This window comes from Streptomyces sp. AB3(2024), assembly GCF_041862025.1.
GTDB lineage: Bacteria > Actinomycetota > Actinomycetes > Streptomycetales > Streptomycetaceae > Streptomyces.
Map to the genome: position 1 here is coordinate 1 of NZ_JBGWAB010000006.1, position 20,930 is coordinate 20,930.

At 71.0% G+C, this 20,930-nt stretch carries 18 protein-coding genes; 5 read left to right on the forward strand and 13 right to left on the reverse strand.

Going from position 1 to position 20,930, the window contains the following annotated elements; all coding sequences use genetic code 11:
* Positions 1–279: hypothetical protein (locus ACEPPI_RS03960; protein ID WP_373913845.1), on the forward strand; the 279-nt coding region annotated here is incomplete at its 5' end.
* A gap of 204 nt (positions 280–483) precedes the next feature.
* Here the strand turns inward: ACEPPI_RS03960 and ACEPPI_RS03965 are convergent.
* The 3 genes from ACEPPI_RS03965 to thyX all read right to left on the reverse strand — a co-directional run bounded on the left by ACEPPI_RS03965 (position 484) and on the right by thyX (position 4,125).
* A complete protein-coding gene (locus tag ACEPPI_RS03965; protein ID WP_373913846.1) occupies positions 484–2,169 on the reverse strand; it encodes a ribonuclease J in 1,686 nt (561 codons plus the stop codon).
* A 115-nt stretch (positions 2,170–2,284) separates the two neighbouring features.
* Positions 2,285–3,184: a 4-hydroxy-tetrahydrodipicolinate synthase gene (gene dapA / locus ACEPPI_RS03970; RefSeq protein WP_266842731.1), complete on the reverse strand. Its 900-nt coding sequence runs from the start codon at positions 3,182–3,184 to the stop codon at positions 2,285–2,287.
* Positions 3,185–3,384: 200 nt separating this feature from the next.
* The gene (gene thyX, locus ACEPPI_RS03975; protein ID WP_030227608.1) at positions 3,385–4,125 is read right to left on the reverse strand and encodes an FAD-dependent thymidylate synthase; all 741 of its coding nucleotides are present in this window, start codon (positions 4,123–4,125) and stop codon (positions 3,385–3,387) included.
* Between the two features lie 262 nt (positions 4,126–4,387).
* On the opposite strand from thyX, the gene ACEPPI_RS03980 reads away from it, so the two are divergent.
* Positions 4,388–4,627, forward strand: a complete 240-nt coding sequence (locus ACEPPI_RS03980; RefSeq protein WP_373913847.1) for a hypothetical protein — start codon at positions 4,388–4,390, stop codon at positions 4,625–4,627.
* A 48-nt stretch (positions 4,628–4,675) separates the two neighbouring features.
* Entirely contained in the window at positions 4,676–5,230 is a 555-nt protein-coding gene (locus ACEPPI_RS03985) for a PH domain-containing protein (protein ID WP_373913848.1), read from the forward strand.
* A gap of 40 nt (positions 5,231–5,270) precedes the next feature.
* Here the strand turns inward: ACEPPI_RS03985 and ACEPPI_RS03990 are convergent, their stop codons facing one another.
* The 6 genes from ACEPPI_RS03990 to eccD form a co-directional block, all read right to left on the reverse strand.
* Positions 5,271–5,738, reverse strand: a complete 468-nt coding sequence (locus ACEPPI_RS03990; RefSeq protein ID WP_356222759.1) for a hypothetical protein — start codon at positions 5,736–5,738, stop codon at positions 5,271–5,273.
* 16 nt (positions 5,739–5,754) lie between these two features.
* The gene (dapB, locus tag ACEPPI_RS03995; protein WP_373913849.1) at positions 5,755–6,507 is read right to left on the reverse strand and encodes a 4-hydroxy-tetrahydrodipicolinate reductase; all 753 of its coding nucleotides are present in this window, start codon (positions 6,505–6,507) and stop codon (positions 5,755–5,757) included.
* Positions 6,508–6,533: 26 nt separating this feature from the next.
* A complete protein-coding gene (locus ACEPPI_RS04000; protein WP_373913850.1) occupies positions 6,534–7,913 on the reverse strand; it encodes a M16 family metallopeptidase in 1,380 nt (459 codons plus the stop codon).
* The gene (locus ACEPPI_RS04005) at positions 7,910–10,132 is read right to left on the reverse strand and encodes a polyribonucleotide nucleotidyltransferase (protein WP_373913938.1); all 2,223 of its coding nucleotides are present in this window, start codon (positions 10,130–10,132) and stop codon (positions 7,910–7,912) included. The genes ACEPPI_RS04000 and ACEPPI_RS04005 overlap by 4 nt, the downstream gene beginning before the upstream one ends.
* 285 nt (positions 10,133–10,417) lie before the next feature.
* Positions 10,418–10,705: a 30S ribosomal protein S15 gene (gene rpsO / locus ACEPPI_RS04010; protein WP_030227598.1), complete on the reverse strand. Its 288-nt coding sequence runs from the start codon at positions 10,703–10,705 to the stop codon at positions 10,418–10,420.
* Positions 10,706–10,877: 172 nt separating this feature from the next.
* Positions 10,878–12,440, reverse strand: coding sequence for a type VII secretion integral membrane protein EccD (gene eccD, locus ACEPPI_RS04015; RefSeq protein ID WP_373913851.1), 1,563 nt, complete (start codon positions 12,438–12,440; stop codon positions 10,878–10,880).
* A gap of 140 nt (positions 12,441–12,580) precedes the next feature.
* Between eccD and eccCa the strand changes: the two genes are divergently transcribed.
* Together eccCa and ACEPPI_RS04025 are read left to right on the forward strand one after the other, a co-directional pair.
* Complete coding sequence (eccCa, locus tag ACEPPI_RS04020; RefSeq protein WP_373913852.1) at positions 12,581–16,537, forward strand: type VII secretion protein EccCa; 3,957 nt, start codon at positions 12,581–12,583, stop codon at positions 16,535–16,537.
* 164 nt (positions 16,538–16,701) lie between these two features.
* Positions 16,702–16,935, forward strand: a complete 234-nt coding sequence (locus tag ACEPPI_RS04025) for a DUF397 domain-containing protein (RefSeq protein WP_266842718.1) — start codon at positions 16,702–16,704, stop codon at positions 16,933–16,935.
* Between the two features lie 38 nt (positions 16,936–16,973).
* On the opposite strand, the gene ACEPPI_RS04030 is transcribed toward ACEPPI_RS04025, so the two are convergent.
* From ACEPPI_RS04030 to eccB, 4 genes are all read right to left on the reverse strand, one after another.
* Positions 16,974–17,282 (reverse strand): WXG100 family type VII secretion target, encoded by a 309-nt coding sequence (locus tag ACEPPI_RS04030; protein ID WP_356222742.1) that lies wholly within the window; start codon positions 17,280–17,282, stop codon positions 16,974–16,976.
* A 43-nt stretch (positions 17,283–17,325) separates the two neighbouring features.
* Entirely contained in the window at positions 17,326–17,661 is a 336-nt protein-coding gene (locus tag ACEPPI_RS04035) for a WXG100 family type VII secretion target (RefSeq protein ID WP_030227588.1), read from the reverse strand.
* Positions 17,662–17,874: 213 nt separating this feature from the next.
* Positions 17,875–19,134, reverse strand: a complete 1,260-nt coding sequence (mycP, locus tag ACEPPI_RS04040; protein ID WP_373913853.1) for a type VII secretion-associated serine protease mycosin — start codon at positions 19,132–19,134, stop codon at positions 17,875–17,877.
* Complete coding sequence (eccB, locus tag ACEPPI_RS04045) at positions 19,131–20,711, reverse strand: type VII secretion protein EccB (protein WP_373913854.1); 1,581 nt, start codon at positions 20,709–20,711, stop codon at positions 19,131–19,133. Before eccB ends, mycP begins: the two co-directional genes overlap by 4 nt.
* Positions 20,712–20,930: the final 219 nt, after the last annotated feature.

Sequence of the window (20,930 nt, forward strand, 5' to 3'; positions counted from 1 at the left end):
TCTTTTTCAAAGGAACCTCATCCACCGAAGTGGACGGGGTATCAACTTCTGGCGTTGATTTTTGGCACGCTGTTGAGTTCTCAAGGAACGGACGCTTCCTTTGTACTCACCCTCGCGGGCTTTCCTCCGGGCTTTCGTTCTGTTCTTGCGTTTCCGACTCTATCAGAGTCTTTCGCGCTTCGCTTTCCAGGTCCTTCGCTTTCGCGTTTTCCCTTTCCTGCGATTCCGACTCTATCAGATTCTTTTTCCTGGCCGTTACCGGCTGGATTGGAATTCTGATGGCCTTCGGGGGGCCTTTCCCTTTCGGGTGGATCAGACTTTATCAGGTCTCCCTGGCTCTGATTTCCCACCCGCCCGCATGCGGCAACGGGCACACGTGTGTGCCCGAGTCCTTGCGAGGTGGAGACGTAAACGTACTGGAGCGGGGCCCCCGGACGCAAATCCGGTTGCCCCGCTCCAGTGAGGTCGCTACGAACGCGGAGGTCAGACCTCTACGACGACCGGGAGGATCATCGGGCGGCGGCGGTAGCCGTCCGAGACCCACTTGCCCATCGTGCGGCGGATGAGCTGCTGGATCTGGTGCGGTTCGGCGACACCGTCCGCGCCTGCGCGGGCGATCGCGTCCTCGATCTTCGGGAGGATCGCGGCGAAGGCGGAGTCTTCGATGCCGGAGCCGCGGGCCTGGATGTTCGGACCGCTGACGACCTTGCCGGTGGTGCTGTCCACCACGACGAAGACCGAGATGATGCCTTCGTCGCCGAGGATGCGGCGGTCCTTGAGCGAGGCCTCGGTGACGTCGCCGACCGAGAGGCCGTCCACGTACACGTAGCCGGCCTGGACCTTGCCGGAGATCCGGGCCTTGCCGTCGATCAGGTCGACGACCACGCCGTCCTCGGCGATGACGATGCGGTCCTTCGGGACGCCCGTCATGGCACCGAGCTCGGCGTTGGCGCGCAGGTGGCGCCATTCGCCGTGGACCGGCATCAGGTTCCGCGGCTTGCAGATGTTGTAGAAGTACAGCAGCTCGCCCGCGGAGGCGTGGCCGGAGACGTGCACCTTGGCGTTGCCCTTGTGCACGACGTTGGCGCCCCAGCGGGTCAGGCCGTTGATCACGCGGTAGACCGCGTTCTCGTTGCCGGGGATGAGGGACGACGCCAGGATGACCGTGTCGCCGGGGACGATCCGGATCTGGTGGTCGCGGTTGGCCATGCGGGACAGGGCCGCCATCGGCTCGCCCTGGGAACCCGTGCAGACCAGCACGACCTCGTCGTCCGGCAGGTCGTCGAGGGTCTTGACGTCGACGACCAGGCCGGCCGGGACGCGCAGGTAGCCCAGGTCACGGGCGATGCCCATGTTCCGGACCATCGAGCGGCCGACGAATGCGACGCGACGGCCGTACTCGTGGGCGGCGTCGAGGATCTGCTGGATGCGGTGCACGTGGCTGGCGAAGGACGCCACGATGATCCGCTTCTGGGCACCCGCGAAGACGCCGCGGATGGCGTTGGAGATGTCGCGCTCCGGCGGGACGAAGCCCGGGACCTCGGCGTTCGTCGAGTCCGAGAGGAGGAGGTCGATGCCCTCTTCGCTCAGACGTGCGAAGGCGTGCAGGTCGGTGAGGCGGTTGTCCAGCGGGAGCTGGTCCATCTTGAAGTCACCGGTGCACACGACCATGCCGGCGCCGGTGCGGATGGCCACGGCCAGGGCGTCCGGGATGGAGTGGTTGACGGCGATGAACTCGCAGTCGAAGGGGCCCAGGTTCTCGCGCTCGCCCTCCTTCACCTCAAGGGTGTAGGGGCGGATGCGGTGTTCCTGGAGCTTGGCCTCGATGAGGGCCAGCGTCAGCTTGGAGCCGATCAGCGGGATGTCCGGCTTCTCCCGGAGGAGGTACGGGACGGCGCCGATGTGGTCCTCGTGACCGTGGGTGAGGACGATGCCCTCGATGTCGTCGAGACGGTCCCGGATCGACGAGAAGTCAGGCAGGATCAGGTCGATGCCCGGCTGCTCCTCCTCCGGGAAGAGGACGCCGCAGTCGACGATCAGCAGACGGCCGTCGAACTCGAAGACGGTCATGTTGCGGCCGATCTCGCCGAGACCGCCCAGCGGGGTGACCCGCAGGCCGCCCTTCGGGAGCTTCGGCGGCGGGCCCAGTTCAGGGTGCGGATGACTCAAAAGTTTCTCCTTCACCACGCGCGCCACGTGCCCCTGGAGGCACGCGGCGCGCATGTCATTCGTGCACTTGCTTTTGTCTTTTTTGATCTTGGCTATTCAGTTGTGAAGTCTGTTGTCAGAGCTGTACCCCGCCGGCGGCAAGATCGATCTTGAGCTGCGCGGTCTCTTCGTCGGTGAGGCCGACGAGCGGGAGGCGCAGCGGGCCCGCGGGCAGGCCCTGGAGGTTCAGCGCGCCCTTGGTGGTCATCACGCCCTGGGTGCGGAACATGCCGGTGAAGACGGGCAGCAGCTTCTGGTGGATCTCGGTCGCCTTCTGCACGTCGCCGCCCAGGTGGGCGTCGAGCATGGCACGCAGCTCGGGGCTGACCAGGTGGCCGACCACGGAGACGAAGCCGACCGCGCCGACCGACAGGAGCGGCAGGTTCAGCATGTCGTCGCCGGAGTACCAGGCCAGGCCGCTCTGGGCGATGGCCCAGCTGGCGCGGCCGAGGTCGCCCTTGGCGTCCTTGTTGGCCACGATACGGGGGTGCTCGGCCAGCCGGACCAGGGTTTCGGTGTTGATCGGGACACCACTGCGGCCCGGGATGTCGTAGAGCATGACCGGGAGCTCGGTGGCGTCCGCGATGGCCGTGAAGTGCCGGTAGAGGCCCTCCTGCGGCGGCTTGCTGTAGTACGGGGTCACCGCGAGCAGGCCGTGGGCGCCGGTGCGCTCCGCCTGGCGGGCGAGCTCCAGGGTGTGCCGGGTGTCGTTGGTGCCGATTCCGGCCACGACGTGGGCGCGGTCGCCGACCGCTTCGAGTACGGCTCGTACGAGGTCGTTTTTCTCCGCGTCGGTGGTCGTGGGCGACTCACCGGTGGTGCCGTTGATGATCAGGCCGTCGTTGCCTGCGTCCACCAGGTGGACGGCGAGCCGCTGCGCGCCGTCGAGGTCAAGTGCGCCATCCGCCGTAAACGGCGTGATCATGGCGGTGAGGACCCGCCCGAAGGGGGTCTGCGGAGTCGAGATCGGAGCCATGGGTAACACGCTACTCGCTGCCACGCTCGCGGTGTCCCCTCGGGGGACGTCAACACTGGGTTGGAGCCCGGCACTGCCTGCTCGGGGGTTCAAGCAGTGCCGGGTCCGTTTGATCAGCCTAGATGAACTTTACGAAACGCCGCAATACGGACACTTGGGACTTGTCTCCGCACATCTGTACGCCGCACGTGCATCGGGCCTTACGGGGCAACGCGACCGTTGCCGTTGAAGGCGGCGTAGGTCAGCGGCATGAGCTTGGCCCACTCCCGCTCCATCTTCTCGCCGACCATCTCGATCTCCCGCTGCGGGAAGGACGGCACCGCCGCCAGCTCGTGCTGGGTGCGCAGACCGAGGAAGTGCATGAGCGAGCGCGCGTTGCACGTGGCGTACATCGAGGAGAAGAGACCCACCGGCAGGACCGCGCGGGCCACCTCGCGGGCCACGCCGGCCGCGAGCATCTCCTGGTACGCCTCGTAGGCCTGGCGGTACGAGTCCTCCATGACCCGGCCCGTCAGCTCCTGCTGCGCCTCGGTGCCCTCGACGAAGACGTACTTGCCCGGACGGCCCTCCTGGACGAGCTTGCGCTCGGCGTCGGGGACGTAGAAGACCGGCTGGAGCTCCCTGTAGCGGCCGGACTCCTCGTTGTAGGACCAGCCCACCCGGTGGCGCATGAACTCGCGGAACACGAAGATCGGGGCGCTGATGAAGAAGGTCATCGAGTTGTGCTCGAAGGGGCTGCCGTGGCGGTCGCGCATCAGGTAGTTGATGAGGCCCTTGGAACGCTCGGGGTCCTTCTGCAGCTCCTCCAGGGACTGCTCGCCCGCCGTGGAGACGCGGGCGGCCCACAGCACGTCGGAGTCGGCGGCGGAGTGCTTCACCAGCTCCACCGTCACATCGCTGCGGAAGCTGGGTTTCTGGTCTGAAGCGGCGGTCTCGCTCACGCGGGGTCCTTCCGAACGGGTCTTTCCTGGGGCGCGCCCACTCTACGGCGCCGACCGGGGGCGGCTGCGCAGGCGCCGAGGCCGCCGGAGGGCCGCTCCGGGCGCGCCCGCGTCACCCGGCCGGCTGACGGACCGCCATGAATTTCGGTTAATGTCCCGAATTTCGGCACCGATTGGGCCCTCCGCTCGTCCTACAGGGAGAACGTGTTCCGTCCTGTCCGCAGCGCCCCCAGGGGCCCGACCGTGAGGAGAGTCGCTCCCGATGTTTCGCCGGCGCGAACCCGTCCCCTTCGCCTTCGTCGCCGAGGCCGACCGATTCCGCAGTAACGTCACTCCGCCGCCGCGCGAGAGTCTGAGCAAGACCCAGATCGCCGCCCGTAGTCTGGTCGGACTGACCGTGGTGGCAGGGCTCGTCGGCTCGCTGCTCTTCGGGATGCCCGCGCTGCAGCCGTACAAGGCGACCGAGAAGGCCCAGCAGCCGGAGGCGTCCGAGGGGCGGTAGCCTCACGGGCACAGTCCAACCGAACGTGCATGTGAGTGAGGTCCAGCCGTGCCCCTGCCCTTCTTGACGGCCGACGGCGTATTCGACGCACACGAGGACGAAGCCCTCCCGCATGCGGATCCCGAACGCTGGCGGCGCCCCTACCGGCCCGGCCCCTGGCGGGTCGCCGGCGCGGCGCTGCTGCTCCTGGTCTCCGCCTTCATGCTGCTGGCCACGGTGATCATCGCCTTCGCCGGCACCTGGGGCGGCGCCGCCGTCGCCGGGGCCGCGTCCCTCACCGTGATCGGCTGCGCGTTGCGCATACTGCGCACGGGCGTGTGGGTGAGCCCGGCGGGACTCCGCCGGGTCGGGTTCTTCGGGACCCGCTCGATCTCCTGGAGCGAGATCGACACGGTCCGCAAGGTCCAGCAGCCCGTGCGCTGGCTGGGGCTGCCGAGGACCGTGCAGGGACAGGCCCTGACGGTGGCCGGGCACGGCGGAGCGGAGCTCCCGGTGCTGCTGACCGACCACAGCGCCGACTTCCTGTCCCGGGGCGAGGCCTTCGACCGTGCGGCCGGCCGGGTGGAGGCGTGGGCCCGGGAGTACCGGGCCGTGCCCGCCTGACGGCGGGGAGCCGCCCGCCCGTGTGGGGCCCGTACGGGGATCAGACCTGTACGGGCCCTTCGTGTGCCGGCCGGGCGGCGTGCAGGGCGATCGCCCGCTGCATCGCCTTGCGGGCCCTCGGGGTGTCGCGGGCGTCGTGGTAGGCCACGGCGAGCCGGAACCAGCTGCGCCAGTCCCCCGGAGCGTCCTCCGTCTCGGCCTTGCGGCGCGCGAAGACCTCGTCGGCGGAGTCCCGCAGGATCCGCCCGTAGCCGTCCCGTTCCAGTTCGTCGACGGGCAGGCCGCCCTCGGCCTCCAGCTCGGCCGCGAGCTGGTTGGCGCGGGTGACGAACCGGGTGTTCATCCAGAGGAACCAGATGCCGATGACCGGCAGGATCAGCACGGCCGCACCGAAGGTGACGGTGAGCCAGGTGCCCTGCTGGAGCAGCATCACGCCCCGGCTGCCGACCAGGACGAAGTAGACGACCAGGACGGCGGCCGTGAGGAAGTACGTGATCTTCGCGCGCATGGGTGCTACTGCCTCATCAGCCGAGGTCGAGGAAGTTTTCCAGGCCGAAGGTGAGGCCCGGGGTCTGCGTCACGCGGCGGGCGCCGAGCAGGATGCCCGGCATGAAGCTGCTGTGGTGCAGGGAGTCGTGACGGATGGTCAGGGTCTCGCCCTCGCCGCCGAGGAGCACCTCCTGGTGGGCCAGCAGGCCGCGCAGGCGGATGGCGTGCACGGGCACCCCGTCGACGTCCGCGCCGCGGGCGCCGTCGAGGGCCGTCGCGGTGGCGTCGGGCTGGGCCCCGAGCCCGGCCTCGGCGCGGGCGGCCGCGATGAGCTGGGCCGTACGGGTCGCCGTACCGGAGGGGGCGTCGACCTTCTTCGGGTGGTGCAGCTCGACGACCTCGACGGATTCGAAGTAGCGGGCGGCCTGGACGGCGAACTTCATGGTGAGGACCGCGCCGATGGAGAAGTTCGGGGCGATGAGCACCCCGGTCTCCGGGGAGGCGGCGAGCCAGGTGTCCAGCTGCGCGAGGCGGTCCTCGGTCCAGCCGGTGGTCCCGACCACGGCGTGGATGCCGTGGCCGATGAGGAAGTCGAGGTTGTCCATCACCGAGTCGGGGGTGGTCAGCTCGACCGCGACCTGGGCGCCCGCCTCGGCGAGCGCCTCCAGCTTGTCGCCACGGCCCAGGGCCGCCACCAGCTCCATGTCCTCGGCGGCCTCGACCGCCTTGACCGCCTCGGAGCCGATGCGGCCCCGGGCGCCGAGGACTGCCACGCGCAGCTTGCTCATGTTGCTTCCTTCGTGTCCGTACGGAACTAGGCGACCGCTTCGTCGAGGCGGGCGGCCTGCTTCTCCTTGAGCGGGCCGATCACGGCGAGCGAGGGCCGCTGTGCCAGTACATCCTGGGCGACCGCGCGGACCTCGTCCGGGGTCACGTCCGCGATGCGGGACAGCATGTCGTCGACCGACATCTGGTCGCCCCAGCACAGCTCGCTCTTGCCGATCCGGTTCATGATCGCGCCGGTGTCCTCCAGACCGAGGACGGTGGAGCCGGACAGCTGGCCGATGGCGCGCCGGATCTCCTCGTCGGTGAGGCCTTCCGAGGCGACCTTGTCGAGCTCGTCGCGGCAGATCCGCAGCACGTCGTGGACCTGCCCGGTCCGGCAGCCCGCGTAGACGCCGAAGAGACCGGTGTCGGCGAAGGCCGAGGTGTACGAGTACACGCTGTAGGCGAGGCCGCGCTTCTCCCGGACCTCCTGGAAGAGGCGGGAGGACATGCCGCCGCCGAGGGCGGTGTTGAGCACGCCCAGGGCCCAGCGGCGCTCGTCGGTGCGGGCGATGCCCGGCATGCCGAGGACCACGTGGGCCTGCTCGGTCTTGCGGTTGACCAGTTCGACGCGGCCCGCGGTGCGGATGCGCTTGGTGCCGGTGCGGGGGCCGATCGGCGCCGCGTCGGTGTGTCCGAGCGCGCCGGCCTTCTCGAAGGCCGCGCGGACCTGGCGTACGACCTTGTTGTGGTCGACGTTGCCGGCGGCGGCCACGACCAGGCGCGTGGGGTCGTAGTGCTTCTTCCAGAAGCGGCGGATCCGGTCGGCGCCGAGGGCGTTGATCGTGTCGACGGTGCCGAGGACGGGGCGGCCGAGCGGCGAGTCCCCGTACATGGTCTGCGCGAACAGGTCGTGGACCATGTCGCCCGGGTCGTCCTCGGTCATCGCGATCTCTTCGAGGATGACCCCGCGCTCGGCGTCGACGTCCTCCTCGCGGATCAGCGAACCGGTGAGCATGTCGCAGACCACGTCGATGGCCAGCGGCAGGTCGGTGTCGAGCACCCGCGCGTAGTAGCAGGTGTACTCCTTCGCCGTGAAGGCGTTCATCTCGCCGCCGACCGCGTCGATCGCGGAGGAGATGTCGAGGGCGCTGCGCGTGGCGGTGCCCTTGAAGAGGAGGTGCTCCAGGTAGTGCGTGGCGCCGTTGAGGGTGGGCGTCTCGTCCCGGGAGCCGACGTTCGCCCAGATGCCGAAGGTGGCGGAGCGGACGGAGGGCAGCGTCTCGGTGACGACGCGCAGGCCGCCGGGCAGGACGGTGCGCCGGACGGTGCCGATGCCGTTCTGCCCCTTGAGCAGGGTTTGGGTACGGGCGACGGCCCGCCCCTCCGAAGAGGGGCGGGCCGTCACACGCGAACTACGCGACGTCACTTGTCGGAGTCGTCCTTGTCAGCGTCGTCACCGGCGGCCTCGCCGTCGATCACGGGGATCAGGGAGAGCTTGCCGCGCTGGTCGATCTCGGCGATCTCGACCTGCACCTTGGTGCCGACCGCGAGCACGTCCTCGACGTTCTCCACGCGCTTGCCACCGGCGAGCTTGCGGATCTGCGAGATGTGCAGCAGGCCGTCCTTGCCGGGCATCAGGGAGACGAAGGCACCGAAGGTGGTGGTCTTGACGACCGTACCCAGGTAGCGCTCGCCGACCTCCGGCATGGTCGGGTTGGCGATCGCGTTGATCGTGGCGCGGGCGGCCTCGGCGGCCGGGCCGTCGGAGGCACCGATGTAGATGGTGCCGTCGTCCTCGATCGTGATCTCGGCGCCGGTGTCCTCCTGGATCTGGTTGATCATCTTGCCCTTGGGGCCGATGACCTCACCGATCTTGTCCACGGGGATCTTGACGGTGATGATCCGCGGGGCGAAGGGGGACATCGCGTCCGGCGTGTCGATCGCTTCCATCATCACGTCGAGGATGTGGAGGCGGGCGTCGCGGGCCTGGGTGAGGGCCGCGGCCAGCACGGAGGCCGGGATGCCGTCCAGCTTGGTGTCGAGCTGGAGGGCGGTGACGAACTCCTTGGTGCCGGCGACCTTGAAGTCCATGTCGCCGAAGGCGTCCTCCGCACCGAGGATGTCGGTGAGGGCGACGTAGTGCGTCTTGCCGTCGATCTCCTGGGAGATCAGGCCCATGGCGATGCCGGCGACGGGGGCCTTGAGGGGCACACCGGCGTTCAGCAGCGACATGGTGGAGGCGCAGACCGAGCCCATGGACGTCGAACCGTTGGAACCGAGGGCCTCGGACACCTGGCGGATCGCGTAGGGGAACTCCTCGCGCGTCGGCAGGACCGGCACGATCGCGCGCTCGGCGAGCGCGCCGTGGCCGATCTCGCGGCGCTTCGGGGAGCCGACGCGGCCGGTCTCGCCGACGGAGTACGGCGGGAAGTTGTAGTTGTGCATGTAGCGCTTGCGGGTCACCGGGGAGAGGGTGTCCAGCTGCTGCTCCATGCGGAGCATGTTGAGGGTGGTGACGCCCAGGATCTGGGTCTCGCCACGCTCGAACAGCGCCGAGCCGTGCACGCGCGGGATGGCCTCGACCTCGGCGGCGAGGGTACGGATGTCCGTGAGCCCGCGGCCGTCGATGCGGACCTTGTCCTTGATGACGCGCTCGCGCACCAGGGCCTTGGTCAGGCTGCGGTAGGCGGCGGAGATCTCCTTCTCGCGGCCCTCGAAGGCCGGGAGGAGCTTCTCGGCGGCGATGTCCTTGACGCGGTCCAGCTCGGCCTCGCGGTCCTGCTTGCCCGCGATGGTCAGCGCCTTGGTGAGGTCGCCCTTGACGGCGGCCGCGAGGGCCTCGTACACGTCGTCCTGGTAGTCCAGGAAGACCGGGAACTCGCCCTCGGGCTTGGCGGCCTTCGCGGCCAGGTCGGCCTGGGCCTTGCAGAGGACCTTGATGAACGGCTTCGCGGCCTCCAGGCCGGAGGCGACGATCTCCTCGGTCGGCGCCTCGGCGCCGCCCTTGACGAGGGCGATGGTCTGCTCGGTGGCCTCGGCCTCGACCATCATGATCGCGACGTCGCCGTCCTCCAGGACGCGGCCCGCGACGACCATGTCGAAGACGGCGTCCTCGAGCTCGGTGTGCGTCGGGAAGGCCACCCACTGGCCGCGGATCAGCGCGACGCGGACGCCGCCGATCGGGCCGGAGAAGGGCAGGCCGGCCAGCTGCGTGGACGCGGACGCGGCGTTGATCGCGACAACGTCGTACAGGTGGTCCGGGTTGAGCGCCATGATGGTGGCGACGACCTGGATCTCGTTGCGCAGGCCCTTCTTGAAGGACGGGCGCAGCGGGCGGTCGATCAGGCGGCAGGTGAGGATCGCGTCCTCGGAGGGGCGGCCCTCGCGGCGGAAGAAGGATCCGGGGATCTTGCCGGCCGCGTACTGGCGCTCCTCGACGTCCACCGTCAGGGGGAAGAAGTCGAGCTGGTCCTTGGGCTTCTTCGACGCGGTGGTGGCGGACAGCACCATCGTGTCGTCGTCCAGGTAGGCAACGGCGGAGCCGGCGGCCTGGCGGGCCAGACGGCCCGTCTCGAAGCGGATGGTGCGGGTGCCGAAGGAACCGTTGTCAATGACGGCCTCGGCGTAGTGGGTCTCGTTCTCCACTAGCGTTTTCTCCATTTTCGTCGTCTCCGTCCACCACCCGTGTGGTGGGGGACGGTGCCGGAGAAGCGCTCCTGGCGTGCGGGCCGGTCTTCGATCGAAGCACCCGGTTCCGATCCCCGTCACGGGGATTTCCGGATGCCACTACCGAGGACCGGCGGCGTAGGGCCGGCGCTCCTCCTCTTCGGTCGTGCGCTGTGTCCAGACTACAAAGCGTCCGGTAGGTCGCGCACGTACAGCAAAGGGAGCGGCCCCATCGGTGTGGGAACCGCTCCCTTCACAGCGTCTTTACTTGGCGCCGGCCGCACCGCGACGGATGCCGAGGCGCTCGACCAGCGTACGGAAGCGCTGGATGTCCTTCTTGGCCAGGTACTGCAGCAGGCGGCGACGCTGGCCGACCAGGATCAGCAGACCACGACGGGAGTGGTGGTCGTGCTTGTGGGCCTTCAGGTGCTCGGTCAGGTCCGAGATGCGGCGGGAGAGCATCGCGACCTGGACCTCGGGAGAGCCGGTGTCGCCCTCCTTGGCACCGAACTCTGCGATGATCTGCTTCTTCGTAGCGGCGTCGAGCGGCACGCGTACTCCTCGTTTGGTCTTCGTAGCCACCGAGTGCCCCAGGTCGAATTCTCTGGGGATCTTCCGTAACTCGGGAGGCGGGGTCCGCTGAGCGCAGCCTCCAGAAGGATGTCCGGGGGCGCGTACACAAACGGCCGTCACACAGCGTACCAGGCTGCCGGGTCGCGCCGTCTCAGCTGGTGAGCGAGCGGGCGCGGCCGTAGACGTCGAGCACGGCCAGGGTCAGCGGGACCAGGCTGAGCAGTACTGCGGCCTCGGTGAGGTCGAGCAGCCGTCCCCAGAAGGGTGACAGGCCCTTACGGGGGATGACAAGCGCAATTCCCGCGAGGAGGGCCGCGCCGGCGGCGACGGCGGCCGAGAGCCAGATCGTACGGAGGTCCAGGCCGGCGCGGTCGTGGTAGTGCACGAAATCGAACATCAGATCGACGGGTGGGTGCAGCGCGAGGCCCAGGATCAGCAGCGCGACGGAGGCCAGGCCGGCGGCGAGGGCGCAGACCACCTGGGAGGTGTACCGGAAGAGCCGCGCCCGCAGCAGCATGGCCGGCCCCGCGGCCAGGGCCAGCAGCCGGCCCCAGGTGTTGTCGGCGAACCCGAGGACGGCGGCCGAGCCCACGACCACGGCGGCGCAGCCCCCGACCAGGCCGAGGAGCATCTCGTGGCCGCGGCGGGCCTGGGCGGCGATCTGCTCGGCGTCGAGCGGGGCGGCCGGGTCGTGCCCGACGGCGGGGGCGTCCGGGTCGGCGCCGGGGGCGGTCTCGTAACGGTCCGGGGTCTCGTAATCCTCGACGGCGCTGCGCGGGGCGGCGTACCCGATGGGCAGCCGGGCGAAGCGGGCCGAGAGGCCGGGGAGGAAGGCGACGAGCCCGATGGCGACGGGGGCGCAGACGGCGGCGGTCGCGGTGGCGGAGGCCTCGGCGGCGATGGCGGCGAAGGTGGCCAGGGTCCCGGTGGCGGCGAGGAAGGTGGTCGCGACGAAGGGGGCGTCGCCGTGCGGGGTGAGCACGACGAGGGCGACGGAGGCGACGAGGACGCAGAGGCAGCCGAGCAAGAACTGCAGGCGGCCCGGACCCTGGCCCGCGCCGGCGGCGACGATGCCGGAGCCGGCGATCAGGAGGTGCGGCAGACCGCCGAGGCCGAGCGCGACCGCGGAGCCGCGGTCGCGGTAGACGCGGGCGCGCACCCCGGCGGCGGCGGTGAGCAGGACGCCCACGGCCCCGGCGATGATCCCCGGCAGGCCGTGCATGTCGTGCCGGAGCGGGTCGGCGTACCAGAGGACGAATCCGAGCAGGACGAGCAGCAGGGCGGCGCCGGCCAGGCCCGCCCCGCGCAGCATGTCGTCGCTCCAGCGGTGCCGGTCGCGCACGACCGCCGCGGCGACGGCGTCGGAGACGTCGTCGAAGACGGCCGGCGGCAGGGACTCGGCGAAGGGGCGCAGGCTGAGCACCTCGCCGTCGAGGACCTGCTGGGCGGCGAGGGTGCGGGCGCCGTCGAGGACGGTGCCGGAACGGCGCACGAGGTGGAATCCGGTGGGGGCGCCGACGGGCTGGGTCTGGCCGGTGAGGCGCAGCAGCTCCGGGTAGACGTCGGCGACGGCGATGTCCTCGGGGAGGGCGACGTCGATGCGGCTGTCGGGAGCCACGACGGTGACCCTGCAGAACCCCGTCGCCTCGGCCGTACTCACCTGTGGGACCCCCTGGTTGGCGCCGGTGGCGGCGTCGGATTCGCGGATGCGCATGCTGCGCGCGCCACCCTACCCGGCGGGGGTGCGACTGTCGGCAAGTAGGATCACCGGGCGCGGAGGAGTCCCCCTCCACGCCCGGGACTTGGGGACGCCGGTTGCGACGTCCCGTCCGTTTCCAAGGGATTGATGCTCCGGTGAGCCAGATCGTCGTCAAACGCCCGCCCCGGTCCCTGCCGCCCGAGGTGCCTTCCGACGAGCTGAGGCTGGAGGCCCCGCCGGAACTCCCCCGGGGGCAGCAGGAGGGCATGCTGATGCAGCTCCTGCCGATGCTCGGCATGGGCTCGTCGGTCGTCTTCTTCTTCATGCCGGGTGCGGCGCCGTTCATGCGCATCATGGGCGTGCTGATGCTGGCGTCGACGGTGGGCATGGTCATCGCCCAGCTGGTGCGGTTCCGGCGCGGTACGCAGGGGCAAATGGCGGACGTGCGCCGGGACTACCTCAAGTACCTCGCGCAGACGCGCCGTCAGGTGCGCAGGACCGCGCGGGCGCAGCGCGACGCGCAGCTGTACCTGCACCCGGCGCCCGAGCAGCTGTGGTCGGTGGTGGCGGAGGGCTCCCGGCTGTGGGAACGCCGCGTCGGCGACGCGGACTTCGGCCAGGCGCGGCTGGGTCTGGGCGCGCAGCGGCTCGCGACGGCGCTGGTGGCTCCGGACACGGCTCCGGTGGACGAGCTGGAGCCGCTGACGGCGGGCGCGATGCAGCGATTCCTGAAGGTGCACTCCTCGCTGGACGGGCTGCCGGTGGCGCTGTCGATCCGGGCGTTCTACCACGTGACGGTCTCCGGGGAGCCGGAGTCGGCGCGCGGGACGGCCCGTGCGCTCGTGGCGCAGCTGGCGACGCTGCACTCCCCCGAGGACCTGGTGGTGGCGGTGGTGGCGGCGCCGGGCGCGGTGCCGTCGTGGGACTGGGTGAAGTGGCTGCCGCACACGCAGGTGCCGGGTCAGGTCGACGGGGCGGGTACGAAGCGGTTGTTCGGCGACGACCTCGGCGAGCTGGAGGAGCTGCTGGGCTCCCGGCTGGAGGGCCGGTCGCGGTTCAGCCGCGAGGTGTCCCCGGTGCTGGACCAGCCGCACCTGGTGGTGGTCCTCGACGGTGGGCTGGTGCCGCCGGACTCGGCGTTCGCGGCGGCCGAGGGTCTGCAGGGCGTGACCATCGTGGAGGTGGTCGCGGGCGAGCTGGACGAGCCGCGCGGCGGCCTGTCGGTCGTGGTGCGGCCGGGCCGGCTGCGGCTGGAGTCGGGCGCGGGCGTCGCGTACGAGGGCACGCCGGACACCCTGTCGCTGCCGGCTGCGGAGGCGCTGGCGCGTCAGCTGGCGCCGCTGCGCACGGGCGGCGGGGACGACGACGAACCGCTGCTGGCGAACCTGGACTTCACGGATCTGCTGAACCTGGGCGACGCGGCGGCCGTCGACGTGGCGCGGACCTGGCGGCCGCGTTCGGCCGGTGAGCGGCTGCGCGTGCCGATCGGCGTGGGCGAGGGCGGCGCGCCGGTGATGCTGGACCTGAAGGAGGCCGCGCAGGAGGGCATGGGCCCGCACGGGCTGTGCGTGGGCGCGACCGGTTCGGGCAAGTCGGAGCTGCTGCGCACGCTCGTGCTGGGGCTGGCGGTGACGCACACCTCGGAGACGCTGAACTTCGTGCTCGCCGACTTCAAGGGCGGTGCGACCTTCACCGGGATGGGGCAGATGCCGCACGTCGCGGCGGTGATCACCAACCTGGCGGACGACCTCACCCTGGTGGACCGGATGGGCGACTCGATCCGTGGGGAGCTGCAGCGCCGGCAGGAGCTGCTGCGCTCGGCGGGCAACTACGCGAACATCCACGACTACGAGAAGGCCCGCGCGGCGGGCGCCCCGCTGGAGCCGCTGGCCTCGCTGGTGCTGGTGATCGACGAGTTCTCCGAGCTGCTCACGGCGAAGCCCGACTTCATCGACATGTTCATCCAGATCGGCCGCATCGGCCGTTCGCTGGGCGTGCACCTGCTGCTGGCCTCGCAGCGGCTGGAGGAGGGCAAGCTGCGCGGGCTGGACACGTACCTGTCGTACCGGATCGGCCTGCGGACCTTCTCGGCGGCGGAGTCGCGCACGGCGATCGGCGTGCCGGACGCGTACCACCTGCCGTCGGTGCCCGGTTCGGGATACCTGAAGTTCGGCACGGACGAGATGACCCGGTTCAAGGCGGCGTACGTGTCGGGCACCTACCGCTCGGGCGGGCCGGACCTGTCGGTGGGGCCGTTCCCGGTGGAGCGGCGGCCGGTGCTGTTCACAGCGGCTCCGGTGCCGGTGGTGTACGCGGCCCCGGACCCGGCGTACCTGGCGGCGGGCACGGTCCGGGAGGACGACGCGCTCGCGGACACGGTGCTCGACGTGATCGTGGGCCGGCTGGAGGGGCAGGGGGTGCCGGCGCACCAGGTGTGGCTGCCGCCGCTGGACCAGGCTCCGCCGCTGGACCAGCTGCTGCCGGCGCTGGCGCCCTCGGCGGAGCGGGGGCTGCACGCGCAGGGGTACACCCGGCCCGGTGGGCTGGTCGTGCCGCTCGGTCTGATCGACAAGCCCTTCGAGCAGCGCCGCGAGGTGCTCTACCGGGACTTCTCGGGGGCCGCGGGCCACATGATGGTGGTCGGCGGTCCGCAGTCGGGCAAGTCGACGCTGATGCGGACGCTGATCTCGGCGTTCGCACTCACGCACACCCCGCGCGAGGTGCAGTTCTACGGGCTGGACTTCGGCGGCGGCGGACTGTCCGCGGTGTCGGAGCTGCCGCACGTGGGCGGGATCGCCTCCCGGCTCGATCCGGAGCGGGTGCGGCGTACGGTCGCGGAGGTGGCGGGGGTCCTGGGCCGGCGCGAGGAGTTCTTCAGGGCGAACGGCATCGACTCCATCGCCACCTACCGGCGGCGGCGCGCGGCGGGCGAGCTGCCCGGCGAGGCGTGGGGCGACGTGTTCCTGATCGTCGACGGCTGGGGTGGATTCCGCACCGAGTACGAGGGCCTGGAGCCGGTGGTCACGGACATCGCGTCCCGGGGTCTGGGCTACGGCATCCACGTGGTGGTCACGGCGGCCCGGTACATGGAGGTGCGGGCCGCGCTGAAGGACCAGATGCTGAGCCGGCTGGAGCTGCGGCTCGGCGACGTGATGGACTCCGAATTCGACCGACGGGTCGCGGCCAACGTGCCGACGGGGATGCCGGGACGCGGCCAGGTGCCGGAGAAGCTGCACTTCCTGGGCGCCCTGCCGCGCGTCGACGGCGCGCACGACGCCGAGACCCTCTCGGAGGCCACGGCCGCCTTCGTGGCGGCGGTGCGCTCGGGCTGGTCGGGTCCGGCGGCTCCGGGCGTACGGCTGCTGCCGCGGCTGCTGCACGCCGACCAGCTGCCCAAGGGCGGGGAGTTCCCGGAACGCGGGATCGCGATCGGCATCGACGAGACCGCGCTGGAGCCGGTGTTCGTCGACTTCGAGACGGACCCCTTCTTCCTGGTGTTCGGCGAGAGCGAGTCTGGCAAGACGAACCTGCTGCGCCTCATCGCCCGGCAGATCGCCGACCGGTACACCCCGGACCAGGCCAAGCTGGTCGTGGGCGACTACCGGCGGGGCCTGCTGGGGGCGCTGCCGGAGGAGTACCTGCTGGAGTACGCGCCGATGGCGAGCTCCCTGCAGATGCACATGGAGGCGCTGGGCGGGGTGTTCTCACGTCGGCAGCCGCCCACCGACGTCACTCCGCAGCAGCTGCGCGACCGCAGCTGGTGGACGGGCCCGGACGTGTACATCGTGATCGACGACTACGACCTGGTCGCAACGAGCCAGGGCAACCCGCTGGCGCAGCTGGTGGAGTTCCTGCCGTTCGCCCGCGACACGGGGGTCCGCTTCATCATCGCGCGCAGCTCGGCGGGTGCCTCCCGGGCGCTGTACGAGCCCTTCATGCAGCGCGTCAAGGAGCTGGGCGCGCAGGGCGTGGTGCTGTCGGGCGACCCCTCCGAGGGCGATCTGCTGGGCACCGTACGATGCCGCCCGATGCCGCCGGGCCGCGGTTACTTCGTCTCGCGCAGGCGCGGCACCTCGCTCGTCCAGCTCGGGCGGATGGCGGGGCCGTCCTGACGGGGGAGCCGGCCGTCGCCGGTGCCGCCGTGTCCGGGCGGGGCGGTGGTCGCCGCCCGGCGGGCGTCCTCGGTGATCATCGGGAAACACTCCCCCGCCCCGGCCGGCAGCACCGATAATCGGCAGACCGCGGGAGCACCGCACCACCGAGGGAAGGGCCGCACATGGGCACCCAGCAGGAGAAGGACGAGCTGTACGCGCTCGACATCAGCGGCGTCGAGTGGCAGGGCCCGCCCGGGACCAGCCCGGACGAGGAGCGGGTCGAGATCGCCAGGCTGCCCGAGGGCGCGGTGGCGATGCGGTCCTCGCTGGACCGCGACACGGTGCTGCGGTACACGGCGGCCGAGTGGGAGGCCTTCGTCCTGGGGGCCCGGGACGGGGAGTTCGACCTCACCTGAGGACGTTCGCGCGGGCGCCGTGCCGGCGGGTACGGGGCTCAGAAGGCCTCGGTGAACAGGCGCGAGGCCTTCACGTCGGTGGCGCGGTAGTCGCCCTTGCCGCGCTCGATGATCTGGGCGACCTTTTCGAGCTCCTGCTGCATGTGGTCGGCGCGGCGGTGGTACTTCGTCTGGAGGTTGACGTACTCCATGTGCGCCTCACCGTCCCAGGTGTCGGTGACGACCTTCACGGCCGCCTCCATCTCGTCGAGGTCCTTGAGGATGTTCTTCGAGACGACGCGGATGCGGTCCGCCATCTGCTGGACGCTCTCGTACCGTACCCGGGTGTGGCCGTCGGTGCCGGACATGATCTTCTCCTTCGCGGTGGGGTTGCTGGGGACGGCGCCGGACTCAGATGCCGTCGAGGCCCGAACGGCCGCCGCTGCCGCCGCCGATCGAGTTGAACGCGGCGCGCACCTCGTCGTCCTGGGCGTTGGTCAGGTTCTTCGTCTGCGAGACGGCGTTGTGCAGGACGCCGAGCAGACGGCGGATCTCGTCGTGGTCGATGTTGAGGTCCGACTGGGCCTTCTTGAAGCCCTCGGCACCCACACCGGTCCAGCCCGCGCTGACGGTGGCCAGGATGTCGGCCAGCTCGCGGGACTGCGTGGTCACGGCGTTGGCCGTCTCGGAGATCTTGTTGGCCGCCTTGACGACCGGATCGTCCGCAAGACCGAAGTTGTTCGTCATCCGAAGCTCCTCACTTCTCAATTCCCCGGCAGAACCGGCGGATTGCAGGGCGGAGCGGACCTTCGCGACGCGGAATTCCAGTCACGCGCGCCGCACTTCCCCCTCCGCTTCACGAATCCCCCGATCACAGTCGTGAAGCCTGCGGTCACTCTAGCCAGTTCGGGTCCCGCGCCCAACACCGGTGGGCCGTCACGGTAGATGAACCGTTACCGTTCACTGCAAACGGCGTCGGCGGCGGCTCCGGGCCTCGCGGACGACCGTCGCGGTGGCGGCGATGACGGCGATGAGCACGGCGCCGACGCCGAGAGCGTACGTGCCGATCCGCTCCTCGCGTTCCTGCGCGGTTTCCGACAGGGCGAGTTCGGCCACCCGGGGCGTTGCCGCCGGGGGCGGGCCGGGATCCGGGACGGGTGCCCGGGGCGTCTCGCGGTCCTGGGTGACGGCACGGACCGGGTCCACCACACCCCATCCGACGTAGTCGTCACGGCCGTTGACGGCGCGCTCGGCGGTGTTCTGGATCTGCCAGACCACCTCCTGCGGGGTCCACTGCGGGTGCTCGGCGCGCAGCAGGGCCGCGACCCCGGCGACGTAGGGGGCGGAGAAGCTGGTGCCGTTGTCGATGCACTGGCCGAAGCCGGGGACGGTGGAGACCATGTCGACGCCCGGGGCGGCGACGCCGATGAAGTCGCCGGGCTGGGAGAACGCGGCCCGCTCGTTGTTGCGGTCGGAGGAGGCCACGGCCAGGACCCCGGGGAAGGCGGCGGGATAGGTGCGGCGCTTCTGGCCGTTCAGGCCGTCGTTGCCGGCCGAGGCGACGACCACCGCCTTGGCGTCCAGGGCCCGCTGGACGGCCTTGCCCAGGTCGGAGTCGGGGGTGAGCGGGGCGTCGGTGTCCTGGGAGATGTTGATGACCTGGGCACCCTTGGCCACGGCGTGGTCGATGGCCTGGGCGAGGGTGGCGGCGTTGCCGTTGCCCTGTCCGTCGTTCTGCCGGATGGGGATGACGGTGGCCTCGGGGGCCAGGCCGACGAAGCCGGTGCCCTCCTGGGGACGGGCCGCGATCAGGCCGGCGACCTTGGTGCCGTGCCCGACGGTGTCGTTGGTGCCGTCGCCGCCCTTGGGATCGAGGAAGTCCCGGCCGGCGCCGGGGTCGAGGGCGCCGGAGAGCTGTGGGTTGGCGCGGTCCACGCCGGTGTCGATGACCGCGACACGGACGCCCTTGCCCCTGGTCCGCGCCCACAGCGCGTCCAGCATGAGCCGCTGGAGGGCCCAGGGCCGGTCGGCGATCTGCTTCTTCATGGGGAAGGTGCACTCCCCCGCCCCGGCGAGCCCCAGGGCGTACGGGGGCGGGGCCGGCGGCGCGGGCCGGGCGCCGGGCGCGGCGCCGACTCCGGCACCGTACGCCGCCACGAGGGCCAGCGCGGTGCCCGCCAGCACGGCACGGGGCGTCTGCGGCACGGGCGTCCTCCTCATGAACCCTGCGGCTGACGGGCGGAGTTGGTGTCGAGGCGGGGCCCCTTGGAGAGGAACTCCGACCAGGCGATCGGCACCATGGCGGGTACGACCCCGCCGTAGCCGAGCCGGATCTGGGCCTGGCTGGCCTCGGGGCGGCCGTCGCCGGCCCCGCCCGGGGCCTGCGGATCGGGCGCGCCGATCTTCGACTGTGCGGCGTCGCTGTCGCCGTTGGCCTGCACGGCGTAGCGCAGGCCGGTGTCGGTGACCAGGAACAGCGACCCGCCGGCGGTGGTCTGGCGGCCCTGGACCTGGGTGTAGAGCAGGCCGGTGCCGGGGGTGACGTAGGAACTGGTGCCGCTCGCGGCGATGTCGACGGGGAAGCCGGTTCCGGCCCAGGTGCTCAGCGTCTGGTTGCCCTGCCCGTCGACCGAGCGCAGCACGCTGCAGACGGTGTCGCGCCGTTCGGCACCCTGCGGGGCGCCGGGAGCGTCGGCGACCCGGTTGACCTGCTTTCCGCGGCTGCGCGGCCACCGGGCCTCGTCCTTGAAGGGGGGCGCGTCGGGGCCCAGGGACTGCAGGTCGATCTCGTGGGCCTTGCCGTGCATGTTGAGGCTGTCGGTGGCGGGCGAGGAGATCAGCAACCAGGCCACGAACTCCGAGACGGGGGCGACCCGGTCGGGCAGGACGACGTAGTGCTGCGTACCGGAGCCGGTCTGGGCGGTCACCACCATGCCGACCTTGGCGTCGGCCGCGCCCAGGCCGGGGACCGCCGCGTTCGCGCCCGGGGTGCCGGGCAGTTGCGGGAAGGCCAGGTCGTCGCCCGCGTTGAGGGTGGCGAGCCACTCCTCGGTGACCGGCTGCGGGGTGGCGCCGGTGCCGACCAGGGCGGTGGTGAGGGTCGCGGAGTCCGGTTTGCCCTCCGGGAAGCGGTACCTCGTGCCCGTCGCGTCCACGAGGAAGCGCTCCTTGGCCCCGCCGGTGCTCTGCACGTACAGCACCTGCCCGTCGGCGGTGCGGCGGGCGTCGTCGAGCAGTGGGGCCTCGCGGTCGGCGAGCACGAACGCCGCCGTCTGGACGCCCCGGCCGTTGCCGCCGGGCTGCTGGCAGACGGCCCACCGCTTGGCCTTGCCGGCGTCCTGCTTCGCGGGGAGCCGGTCGGGGGCGTAGGGGATGCCGATGATGGGGCCGCGCGGGGGCTTGCCCGCGTCGAGCACCTTGTCCTCGACCTGGACGACCTTGAACTTCTGCGGGTCGAGGAGGAGCCGCGCGGAGGCCAGGTTGAGCACGGGGTGCAGCCGGGTCTGGTCCTTGCCGCCGACCTTGGTGGTCAGGACCACGTACCGGGTCGTCGACTGCTTGCCGACGATGACGGTGGCGCCGGGCTCGTCCCAGCCCTTGGGCGCCTGCGGTTTGAACATGCCCCAGGCTCCGAAGCCCGCGACCACGAGCGCCCCGATCACGACCCCGGGCACGATGGCGCGCAGCGGCCTGGGCGCACCCTCCTCGGAACCGGTGGCCGAGGGCTGCAGGAACGCGGCCACGGTGCGCCGCTTCGCGAAGGTGTACGCGTTGAGCTCATCACGTCGTGATGCCATGACCGCCTGCTTCTCCCCGCACGGCCCGGTCGGTGGGGCCGCTCCCCGGGCCTTGGTTGTCGGACCGGGGACCTACTATGCCTCTTGACGGAGGGTCGGCAGGGAGCAGGTGGGCTGGGAAGTCCGCTCAGCGCCTTCAGGACCGGGGAAATCAAGCCTAGTTGGGGTGGATCGGGGAGGTTCCGGAGCCGGCGGCCGCTGCCGCGCGGTGCCGGACGC

Coding starts and splice junctions, on each gene's coding strand:
- dapA (WP_266842731.1), bottom strand. CDS start 3,184: ATGGCTCCGATCTCGACTCCGCAGACCCCCTTCGGGCGGGTCCTCACC.
- ACEPPI_RS03980 (WP_373913847.1), top strand. CDS start 4,388: ATGTTTCGCCGGCGCGAACCCGTCCCCTTCGCCTTCGTCGCCGAGGCC.
- ACEPPI_RS03990 (WP_356222759.1), bottom strand. CDS start 5,738: ATGCGCGCGAAGATCACGTACTTCCTCACGGCCGCCGTCCTGGTCGTC.
- dapB (WP_373913849.1), bottom strand. CDS start 6,507: ATGAGCAAGCTGCGCGTGGCAGTCCTCGGCGCCCGGGGCCGCATCGGC.
- eccD (WP_373913851.1), bottom strand. CDS start 12,440: ATGCGCATCCGCGAATCCGACGCCGCCACCGGCGCCAACCAGGGGGTC.
- ACEPPI_RS04025 (WP_266842718.1), top strand. CDS start 16,702: ATGGGCACCCAGCAGGAGAAGGACGAGCTGTACGCGCTCGACATCAGC.
- ACEPPI_RS04030 (WP_356222742.1), bottom strand. CDS start 17,282: ATGTCCGGCACCGACGGCCACACCCGGGTACGGTACGAGAGCGTCCAG.
- ACEPPI_RS04035 (WP_030227588.1), bottom strand. CDS start 17,661: ATGACGAACAACTTCGGTCTTGCGGACGATCCGGTCGTCAAGGCGGCC.
- mycP (WP_373913853.1), bottom strand. CDS start 19,134: ATGAGGAGGACGCCCGTGCCGCAGACGCCCCGTGCCGTGCTGGCGGGC.
- eccB (WP_373913854.1), bottom strand. CDS start 20,711: ATGGCATCACGACGTGATGAGCTCAACGCGTACACCTTCGCGAAGCGG.